This is a genomic window from Pseudomonas sp. AC463 (assembly GCF_979253585.1).
The window spans coordinates 1-296 of sequence record NZ_CEEDDZ010000431.1; the positions used below are offsets into that span (position 1 = coordinate 1).

General features: G+C 66.6%; 1 pseudogene. It reads right to left on the reverse strand.

Annotated elements, in window-relative coordinates:
- Positions 1 to 276 (reverse strand): annotated as a pseudogene (locus AC0IYH_RS30845) (hypothetical protein); the annotation flags it as partial.
- Positions 277 to 296 lie beyond the last annotated feature (20 nt).

Below are 296 nucleotides of genomic sequence, written 5' to 3' on the forward strand. Positions count from 1 at the left end.
AACCAGCACCTCGGCATCCGGCGGCAGGCCGCGTACGTCCGACAGCGGCGTCAGGATCGCGGCATCGCCGGCGATGCCGATCACTTCCGCCGCAACGACCTGTCCGGTCAACGGTTCGACGATCTCGCACTGTGCACCGATCCGCGCGGCGATGCCGGTGACCTTGATCGTCGTGCCAAGGATCTCGACCAGCCGTCCCCGACGCTCGACGGTGTCGACCCGATCGAGTCCGGCGAGCAGCCGTTCGAGCACGAACATCAACGTCGCGGACGACATATTCCCGTGATCGGCCAGCA